Source organism: Nioella sediminis (assembly GCF_001879695.1).
Lineage (GTDB): Bacteria > Pseudomonadota > Alphaproteobacteria > Rhodobacterales > Rhodobacteraceae > Nioella > Nioella sediminis.
In genome coordinates this window covers 1-9244 of sequence record NZ_MNBL01000067.1, presented here as the reverse complement: position 1 = coordinate 9244, position 9244 = coordinate 1, and the positions used below count along the sequence as shown (strand labels likewise).

The 9244-nt window shown below is 64.1% G+C and carries 11 protein-coding genes and 1 pseudogene; 3 read left to right on the top strand and 9 right to left on the bottom strand.

The window, feature by feature from the left end; genetic code table 11:
• Positions 1–110: 110 nt before the first annotated feature.
• The 3 genes from preA to BKY26_RS09285 are packed head-to-tail and all read right to left on the bottom strand — an operon-like array spanning position 111 to position 3180.
• Positions 111–1415 (bottom strand): NAD-dependent dihydropyrimidine dehydrogenase subunit PreA, encoded by a 1305-nt coding sequence (gene preA / locus BKY26_RS09295; RefSeq protein WP_071690118.1) that lies wholly within the window; start codon positions 1413–1415, stop codon positions 111–113.
• Between the two features lie 35 nt (positions 1416–1450).
• Complete coding sequence (locus tag BKY26_RS09290; protein WP_158514320.1) at positions 1451–1843, bottom strand: hypothetical protein; 393 nt, start codon at positions 1841–1843, stop codon at positions 1451–1453.
• Entirely contained in the window at positions 1843–3180 is a 1338-nt protein-coding gene (locus tag BKY26_RS09285; RefSeq protein WP_071690116.1) for an NAD(P)-dependent oxidoreductase, read from the bottom strand. The genes BKY26_RS09290 and BKY26_RS09285 overlap by 1 nt, the downstream gene beginning before the upstream one ends.
• Positions 3181–3462: 282 nt before the next feature.
• Between BKY26_RS09285 and accB the strand changes: the two genes are divergently transcribed.
• Entirely contained in the window at positions 3463–3960 is a 498-nt protein-coding gene (accB, locus tag BKY26_RS09280) for an acetyl-CoA carboxylase biotin carboxyl carrier protein (RefSeq protein ID WP_071690115.1), read from the top strand.
• An 11-nt stretch (positions 3961–3971) separates the two neighbouring features.
• Positions 3972–5321 (top strand): acetyl-CoA carboxylase biotin carboxylase subunit, encoded by a 1350-nt coding sequence (gene accC, locus BKY26_RS09275; RefSeq protein ID WP_071690120.1) that lies wholly within the window; start codon positions 3972–3974, stop codon positions 5319–5321.
• Positions 5322–5367: 46 nt separating this feature from the next.
• Here accC and BKY26_RS09270 read toward each other — a convergent pair whose 3' ends face one another.
• Positions 5368–5820, bottom strand: a complete 453-nt coding sequence (locus tag BKY26_RS09270; RefSeq protein WP_071690114.1) for a hypothetical protein — start codon at positions 5818–5820, stop codon at positions 5368–5370.
• A complete protein-coding gene (locus tag BKY26_RS09265) occupies positions 5817–6815 on the bottom strand; it encodes an agmatine deiminase family protein (protein WP_227434973.1) in 999 nt (332 codons plus the stop codon). Before BKY26_RS09265 ends, BKY26_RS09270 begins: the two co-directional genes overlap by 4 nt.
• A gap of 221 nt (positions 6816–7036) precedes the next feature.
• Here BKY26_RS09265 and aat point away from each other — a divergent pair, with 221 nt between their 5' ends.
• Positions 7037–7702: a leucyl/phenylalanyl-tRNA--protein transferase gene (gene aat, locus BKY26_RS09260; protein ID WP_071690112.1), complete on the top strand. Its 666-nt coding sequence runs from the start codon at positions 7037–7039 to the stop codon at positions 7700–7702.
• On the opposite strand, the gene BKY26_RS09255 is transcribed toward aat, so the two are convergent.
• The 4 genes and pseudogenes from BKY26_RS09255 to BKY26_RS20225 form a co-directional block, all read right to left on the bottom strand.
• Positions 7645–8070: a DUF2155 domain-containing protein gene (locus BKY26_RS09255; protein ID WP_083431386.1), complete on the bottom strand. Its 426-nt coding sequence runs from the start codon at positions 8068–8070 to the stop codon at positions 7645–7647. The two genes, aat and BKY26_RS09255, sit on opposite strands and share 58 nt — an antisense overlap.
• A complete protein-coding gene (mlaD, locus tag BKY26_RS09250; protein ID WP_071690111.1) occupies positions 8067–8513 on the bottom strand; it encodes an outer membrane lipid asymmetry maintenance protein MlaD in 447 nt (148 codons plus the stop codon). Before mlaD ends, BKY26_RS09255 begins: the two co-directional genes overlap by 4 nt.
• 23 nt (positions 8514–8536) lie before the next feature.
• Positions 8537–8914, bottom strand: coding sequence for an NADH:ubiquinone oxidoreductase subunit NDUFA12 (locus tag BKY26_RS09245; RefSeq protein WP_071690110.1), 378 nt, complete (start codon positions 8912–8914; stop codon positions 8537–8539).
• A 149-nt stretch (positions 8915–9063) separates the two neighbouring features.
• Positions 9064–9244, bottom strand: a pseudogene (locus BKY26_RS20225) (Hint domain-containing protein); the annotation flags it as partial.

Below are 9244 nucleotides of genomic sequence, written 5' to 3'. Positions count from 1 at the left end.
AAGCCGCTTCGAAGCGGCTTGGGAAAAGCGCATTTGAATGCGCTTCCAACGCGGTTTCGAAACCGCATGAGAAAGGCGTTTCGAAACGCCTTTCCCTCCGGTGCAAAGGCCTATTCCGCAGCACAGCTTCCGGGATTGTTCGGATGCGTCGTCCAGTTGGCATAGTCCTTCTCGACCACCTTGCCGGTGCGTTCATCCACGGTGCCGGGGGCGAGTTGTTCCATGGTGATGCAACCCTCGACCGGGCAGACATTCACGCACAGGTTGCAGGCCACGCATTCGCTGTCATCGACATCGAAGACCCGATCCTCGGACATGGTGATCGCCTGGTGGCTGGTGTCTTCGCAGGCCGCATAGCAGCGCCCGCATTTGATGCAGGCATCCTGGTCGATCCGGGCCTTGGTGATGTAGTTGAGGTTGAGGTGCTGCCAGTCGGAACAGTTTGGCACCGCACGGCCCACAAGCTCTGAGGTCGAGGTGAAGCCCTTCTCGTCCATGTACTGGCTGAGGCCCGAGATCATTTCCTGAACGATCTTGAACCCGTAGGTCATCGCCGCCGTGCAGACCTGCACATTGCCCGCACCAAGCGCCATGAACTCTGCCGCATCGCGCCAGGTGGTGACGCCGCCGATGCCAGAGATCGGCAGGCCTTGCAGGGATGGAGACCGGGAAATCTCCGCCACCATGTTGAGCGCAATCGGCTTCACCGCCGGGCCGCAATAGCCGCCATGGGCGCCCTTGCCGTCGATGGTGGGTTCGGGTGCAAAGAGATCCAGATCGACCGAGGTGATCGAATTGATCGTGTTGATCAGCGACACGGCGTCCGCGCCACCATCCTTCGCCGCCTGTGCGGGTTTGCGGATGTCGGTGATGTTGGGCGTGAGCTTCACGATCACCGGCAGGTCGGAATGCTTCTTGCACCATTCAGTGACCTGTCCGACATATTCCGGCACCTGCCCCACGGCGCTGCCCATGCCGCGCTCGCTCATCCCGTGGGGGCAGCCGAAGTTCAGTTCGACCCCGTCGCAGCCGGTTTCGATCACCCGGTCTAGGATCGCCTTCCAGCTGTCCTCGTTCACCGGCACCATCAGCGAGGCGATGAGCGCGCGGTCGGGATAATCCTTCTTCACGCGGGTCATTTCTTCGAGGTTCACCTCCAGCGGGCGGTCGGTGATCAGCTCGATATTGTTGAGGCCGAGCAGACGCCGATCCGCCCCCCAGATCGCGCCATAGCGGGGCCCGTTGACATTGACGACCGGCGGGCCTTCTTCGCCCAGGGTCTTCCAGACGACACCGCCCCACCCGGCCTCGAAGGCGCGGCGGACGTTGTATTCCTTGTCCGTGGGCGGGGCCGAGGCCAGCCAGAACGGGTTGGGGGATTTGATGCCGATGAAATTCGTCGTGAGATCAGCCATTTGGCGTCCTCCTTGGAGTCAGGCTAGGCGGGCGGCTAGTTGGGCCAGACCGCGTGGCAATGCAGGGTTTCGACCGGGGCCGCGTCATCGTGGCGGTAGATCAGCGTTCCGGCCTCTTCGCCCGGCCGCAGGGACAAACGGTAGCCGGACAGAATGATATCAGAGGGCGTGTTGGGTGCGGCAGGGTCCATGAACAGCGGGGTTTCACACGCCACCTCGCCCTCGTAGGTGAAGTCTTCGGTCAGCGGTGCACGAAAGCGGCAGAGGGTTTGCGGCGGCTCGAAGAGGCCTTCGGTGGTCAGCGTGAACACCTCCTGCCCCGATTCCGGATCGCAATAGGGACCCAACCCCGCCACGGGCGCAGCGCCGCCGCCGGTCGCCCCGGCGGCAGCGGGCCAGACGGCCAGGGAGAGGACCGCCGCCCGCATCATGCGCCCGTCAGGCTAGCATGGATGTCTTCCGCCGCGTCGCGCCCCTCGGCCACGGCAGTCACCGTCAGGTCCTCGCCGCCCGAGGCACAGTCGCCCCCGGCCCAGACCCCGTCCATGCTGGTTCGGCCCGGCCCGGTGACGGCGATCTTGCCGCCCTCGATGGTCAGCGTATCCGGTGCGCCCTCCAGCGTCTGGCCGATGGCTTTCAACACCTGGTCGGCGGGGATGGTGAAGGTCTCGCCCGTACCTGTCAGCCCGTCAGGGCCGGACACCGTATATTCCGCCTCCAGCGCCTGCGCCGCGCCGTTACCCGTGACGCGCACGGGTTTGGCGTTGAACACCAGCCGCACGCCCTTGGAGGCCGCCAGATCCTGTTCGAACCGGCTGGCGGGCATCTCTGCCCGGCTGCGGCGGTAGAGGATCGTCACGTTTTCCGCGCCCAGAAGCTTTGATTGCACGGCGGCGTCGACGGCGGTCATGCCACCGCCGATCACCACCACATTGCGCCCGACAGGGAGGGAGGAGAGATCCTCGGACTGGCGCAAATCGGAAATGAAATCAACGGCATCGGAAACACCGCCCTTGTCTTCTCCCTCGGCGCGCAGGGCGTTGACACCGCCTAGCCCCATGCCGAGGAACACCGCGTCATAGTCGGCTTTCAGGGCATCGAGGCTCAGATCCGTGCCAAGAGCCTTGCCGGTGTGCAGCGTGATGCCCCCGATCTGCATCAGCCAATCCACCTCCGCCCCGGCAAACCCGTTTACCGTCTTGTAGGCCGCGATGCCGTATTCGTTGAGCCCGCCGCCTTTTGGCCGCGCGTCGAAGAGATCGACGTCATGGCCCTTCATCGCCAAACGGTGCGCACAGGACAGGCCCGCGGGGCCAGCGCCCACGACCGCCACCTTCTTGCCGGTGGCTGCCGCGCGGGTGAAGGGGTGAACGCCTGCCTCCATCAGCTTGTCGGTGGCGTAGCGCTGCAACTGCCCGATGATGACCGGCTTGCCTTCAGCCACTTCGCGCACGCAGACCTCTTCGCAGAGCGTCTCGGTCGGGCAGACGCGGGCGCACATGCCGCCGAGGATGTTCTGGCTGAGGATGGTACGCGCCGCCGCTTCGGGCGTGCCGGTGGCGATCTGACGGATGAAGAGCGGAATGTCGATATCCGTCGGGCAAGCCGTCATGCAGGGCGCGTCATGGCAGAAATAGCAGCGATCCGCCGCCACCAATGCCTCGTGATCGTCCAGCGGGTCATGCAGGTCGCCGAAATTGGATGCGTAGTCTTCGGCCGATAGACGGCCGGACGCGAGTCCCGGGGTAAACGGGCTGTTCGTCATGGGTGCCTCCCTGATCGAATGGCTTGTTCTTTTGAGGAAACGCTGACACAGGTCCGATTTTTGATCAAGTGGTAAAAAATTGAATAGTGCGAAAATCTGGCCGGATTCGTCATTTTCCTGCGCAGAGGCTTCAATTCCAGGCATTCGAGACGCCGCTTTGCACAGAACCGGGTCGATTTCGCATCCGGTTTGGCTTTTCAGCCCCTTGGGGAACGCGTATATAGCCCGGAACATGATCATCCGCGCGAGGGACGTCCCTCGCCAGAACATCCGAGGGCAGAGATGGCGAACAAGACACATGACGGGGACGTGGCCTTCATCAAGGCGCTGGCGGAACTGCTGGCCGAGAATGAACTGACCGAGTTGGAGGTCATGCGCGAATATGGCGACAATGACAGCCTGAATGTCCGCGTCAGCAAGCAGAGCATCGTGGCCGCCCCCGCGCCTGTCGCCGTCTCGGCCCCCGCGCCCGCTGCCGCCCCTGCCGCTGCCGCCGCTCCAGCCGCTGCCCCCGCCGCCGCGCCCTCTGGCGACCCGGCACAAGACCCCGGCGCGGTCACCTCGCCCATGGTCGGCACCGCTTACCTTCAGGCCGAACCCGGCAGCCCCGCCTTTGTCAGCGTCGGTGACACGGTGGCCGAGGGCCAGACCCTGATGATCGTCGAGGCGATGAAGACGATGAACCAGATCCCATCCCCCCGTGCCGGCAAGGTCACGCGCATCCTGGTGGGTGACGGCGACCCGGTCGAGTTTGGCACGCCGCTGATGATCATCGCCTGATGGGGTCGCGCATGTTTTCCAAGATTCTCATTGCCAACCGCGGCGAGATTGCGCTCCGCGTGATCCGCGCCGCGCGCGAAATGGGCATCCAGACCGTGGCCGTGCATTCCACCGCCGACAGCGACGCGATGCATGTGCGCATGGCGGATGAGGCGATCTGCATCGGCCCGCCCTCGGGCGCGCAGAGCTATCTGAACGTCGCCTCGGTCATCTCCGCCTGTGAAATCACCGGGGCGGAAGCGATCCATCCCGGCTATGGCTTCCTGTCGGAAAACCAGAACTTCGTGCAGATCGTGGAAGATCATGGCATCAAGTTCATTGGTCCCTCTGCTGAGCATATCAGCATCATGGGTGACAAGATCACCGCCAAGGACACGATGAAGAAACTGGGCGTGCCTTGCGTGCCCGGGTCCGACGGTGGCGTGCCAGACCTCGAAACCGCCCGCAAGGTGGCCGAGGAGATCGGTTATCCCGTCATCATCAAGGCCACCGCCGGCGGCGGCGGGCGCGGCATGAAACTGGCGAAATCGGCGGCAGAGCTGGACAATGCCTTCCGCACGGCCCGATCCGAGGGCAAGGCCGCGTTCGGCAATGACGAGGTCTATATCGAGAAATATCTCGGCGCGCCCCGCCATATCGAGGTGCAGGTTTTCGGCGACGGCAAGGGCGGCGCGGTCCATCTGGGCGAACGCGACTGTTCGCTGCAACGCCGCCACCAGAAAGTGTTCGAAGAGGCCCCCGGCCCCGCCATCGACGCCGAAACCCGCGCGCGGATCGGCAAGACCTGTGCCGATGCCATCGCCGCCATCGGCTATGAGGGCGCGGGCACGATCGAGTTCCTCTATGAAAACGGTGAGTTCTACTTCATCGAGATGAACACCCGCCTGCAGGTGGAACACCCGGTGACCGAGGGCATTTTCGGCGTCGATCTGGTCCGCGAACAGATCCGCGTGGCCGAAGGCCTGCCCATGTCCTTTAGCCAGGAGGATCTGCAGGTCGAGGGCCATTCCATCGAGGTCAGGATCAATGCCGAACGGCTGCCGAACTTCACCCCCTGCCCCGGCAAGATTACCCAGTTCCACGCCCCCGGCGGGCTTGGCGTGCGGATGGATTCGGCGCTTTATACCGGCTATTCGATTCCGCCCTATTACGACAGCCTGATCGGCAAGCTCATCGTCCATGGCCGCGACCGGCCAGAGGCGCTATCACGCCTGAAACGGGCATTGGGCGAGCTGATCATCGACGGGATCGACACCACCATCCCGCTCTTCCACGCGCTGCTGGAGGAAGAGGCCGTCCTGACCGGGGATTACAACATCCACTGGCTGGAAAAATGGCTGGAAACCAACATGCAGGGGTGAGCTCTGGCCCGCACCTGAAAAGCCGCCCCGAAACGGGCGGCTTTTTCTATTCACAGACCGGCACCTCGTCACAGCCCTCCGCGAGGAACCGGGTGATGAAGGGCTCCATCGCCGCGTCATAGCTGATCGTGGCGACGGAGGAGCACATATAGGCGCGGTGCGGTTCCAGTTCCTCGGCGAAGGTGCTTTCCCAGCTCGGGTCCACGGTCAGCATCTGCTCGGCGGAATAGAGCAGGTGATCGACAAAGGCCGCATAGGACGCCCCATTGCGCGACCCTATCAGCGCGCAGGCATCCACCGGATCGGCAAGGGCGGGATGCGCCACCGCAAGGGCCAGATGCGCACGGTAGGCGTCGCGGGCGGATTGCGCGCGCTGAATCTCGTCTGCTGCATCGAGTTGCAGTTTGACCCCCACAAGCGCCGCCACCGCGACAAGGGCCGTCACCACCGCCGCGCCCGCCTCGATCTGGGCGGTGCTGTTCCGAAACCAGCCCATCATGCGGGCATCTGCTGCGTGGCGCAGTGAATGCCACCGCCAAGCTCTCCAAGCGGATCGACATTCAGCGTCACCACCTCGCGGCCCGGATAGTGGCGCGCCAGCGCCTCTCGCGCGATCTCGTCGGTTTCTTCGTCGCCGAACTCCGCTGCGATCACTGCGCCGTTGCAGACATAGTAATTGGCGTAGGAGGCCACGAAATCGAAGCTGTCGACGCGGCGATCCCAGGGCTCCGGTATCACCTCCACCTCTACCCCGCCCGCGATCAGCACGTCATGGGTGTCCAGCGCGGCCATGTGGAAGGGGTCGGCCTCATCGGGCTCATCGGGCAGGTTGATCAGCACCCGGTTCGGGCCGGTAAATCGGGCAAGGCTGTCGATGTGGTAGTCGGTGATGTCCTGCCCGCGCACGCCGGGCGTCCAGATCATGCGAGTGGCGCCATAGGCGACCATGAGACGCGCCTCGATCTCGTCGCGCGACAGGCCGGGATTGCGATTGTCGATGACCCAACTGCTTTCGTGACCGATGAGCAGCCCATGCCCGTCGTAATCAACGCCCCCAGCCTCGCCCACCAGACCCGACGGGACCACCGGCAGGCCAAGCCGCTCGGCCACGCGGGTGGCGATCTGGCTGTCATGGGTATCGACCTGCTTGTTGCCCCAGCCATTGAATTGCAGGTGGCTGACGACAAGCGACCCGTCAGGGCGATGTGCAAAGAGCGGCCCGGCATCGCGGCACCACAGATCCTCGGTCGGGATATCCCATAGCTCCACATCGTCCGAGACCATCCGCCCGATCCGCGCGTGATGCTCCTCTGCGGCCAGCATCGTGACCGGCTCGAACGCGGCAATCGTGTTGGCGATCTCGGCAATGGTGGCTTGCGTCATGCGCAGGAACTCCGCGTCGTCATAGACAGCGCGGCTGTTCGGCCATTGCATGAAGGTCCGCTGATGGGGCGCCTCTTCCGCCGGAACGTTCAGCAATGTCTCGTCCGCCATGATGCCCCCCGGCAGGCCCGTCAGAAGGGCGGCCCCGCCCGCGCGTTGCAAAAAATGCCGCCGTCTCATCCCACTCCAATCCCTCGTTCAGAAATCACAAGCACCAATAACGCCAAAGGCATGGCCGATTTGGAAACACAATGTCCGCAAGGCAATTCTGGCATTTTTACGGCGATCTGCGCTAGTCTGAACATCTGACCCGGCACCGGAATTCGACCTCGATGGCCCATGACCTTCTGACCCCGCAGCGCCCGGCGCTTACGCCCGATCTGCTGCTGCGCGCCTATTCGGCGGGGATCTTCCCGATGTCGGAATCGCGCGATGACCCGGACGTGTTCTGGGTTGATCCGCAGATGCGGGGGATCATTCCGCTGAACGGGTTTCGCATTTCCCGCTCGCTGGCGCGAACGATCCGGCGAGAACCCTATCAGATAAAGGTGGATAGCGACTTCACAGGCACGGTCGCGGGCTGCGCCGACCGGGCGGAAACCTGGATCAACCCGCGTATCTTCGATCTCTATGAACAACTGCACCTGGCGGGCTTTGCCCATTCGCTGGAGGTCTGGGACGGCCCGGACCTGGTGGGCGGCGTCTATGGCGTGGCCCTTGGCGCGGCCTTCTTTGGGGAAAGCATGTTTTCGCGCCGCAGGGACGCGTCCAAGATCGCTCTGGCCTATCTGGTCTACCGGCTGCGCTATGGCGGGTTTCAGCTGTTCGACACGCAATTCGTGACCGATCACCTGATCTCGCTCGGGGCGGTGGAAATCCCGCGCAGCGACTATCGCAAGCGGCTGGAACGCGCGCTGCACTGGGATGCGAATTTCAAGGCTCAGCCGTCCTGGGTCTCGCCCGAGGCCGTATTGCACCGCAGAACCCAGACATCATAGCGCGGGTGTTCCAGCGCCGACAGGGCGGGCGACGTGGCGATCATCCAGCCGTCAAACAGCCCCTGCCCCTCAAGGTCGGTGATCTGCACATGGGCATAAGCCTCTGAACCCGGCGCGCCTTCGGGATAGCGGCATTCCAGCAGGCGCACGGCGATCCGGCCGAACACCACGGTCTGACCGGTGGCCAGTTCGATATCCGTGGCGCGACCCACGGATTTATCCAGCCCGCGCAGCAGCGCGCCGGGGGCAGTCACCACCGGCGGGCCAGCATCCACATTCGGATTGGGCTCGATCGTCAGTTCAACGCCTTCCTGTGCAAAGGCCGTTGCGGGCAACAATAGGGCCAGGGCGAGGGCACGCAGGGTCATTCGTCGCCGCCACCCACGGCGCGCAGGATCAGCGTGGTCAGGCTGACCGCGCTCTGGGTCTCGTAAACCTCGTCACCGGGGGCGAGGTTGAAGGCTGACCCACCCGGCACCAACTCCAGGAAATTGCCGCCAAGCAGCCCCTCGGAGGCGATGACGGCCTGAGTGTCGTCTGGGATCTCGATGCCACCTGCCACGGTGAAATCCACATCGGCGCGGAAGGTCACGGGGTTCAGATCGAGCGCGGTGACGGACCCCACCCGCACACCGGCAAGGCGCACATCGGTGCCCACGCCGATCCCGTCGGCAGAGCGGAACGAGGCGCTGAGCGGATAGCTGTCGCCGCCGCTTTCAAAGCCGGTCACCTGCCCCGCATAGACGAAAAAACCGATGGCCGCGGCCAGAACGACCCCGCCAACCAGAACTTCTGTCGCATTCTCGGACATTGGATGCCTCCCGCCCCTCAGGCTTATTCGGGGCTCCAGGCCTCGTAGTCGCGGCGCTCGGCGGGTTGGGCCTGACGCAGAGAACCCGAGGGCGCATAAGCGGCCATGGTGCCGGTCAGGTTGGGCTGATGCGGTTTTTCCCAGGCCTTGTGGGTCAGCGGACGGTCTGCGGGCGACTCGTCATAGGTGTGGTGCAACCAGCCATGCCAGTCGGGGCTGACGCGGGACGCCTCGGCCTCGCCGTTGAACATGACCCACCGGCGCTTGCCGTCGCGGGTCTGGTAATAGGTGTTGCCCTGATCGTCCTCACCCACTTTCTGGCCATTGCGTTTGGTGTAGATCTGGGTGCCGATGGTCGACCCGTTCCACCAGGTTACCAGACGGTTGAGGAAAGAGAGCATGGCTGTGCCTCCGGCAAGATACGCGTTGTGGTTCTAATGCCGCATCTGCGGGGCAAGGTCCAGCGTGAAACCCTGCGGACGGGTGTCGCGGGCGGGGTTTGGCGTCGCGACACTGCGCGTAGGGTGGGCAGTTCTGCCCACCCCTCTGATCAAGCCGCGGCCTTTCCAGCCAGCCGCGCCCGGATCGCTGTCGGCACCTGTCGCGCCGACATCGCGCGGGGATAAGGCAACTCCTCCATCTCCGGCACCTCGCCATAGAGCGCGTCGAATTCGCTGTAATTGTCGAACACCCGACGGGAGACATTGTCGATAAACGTCTCCGCAGGTGCA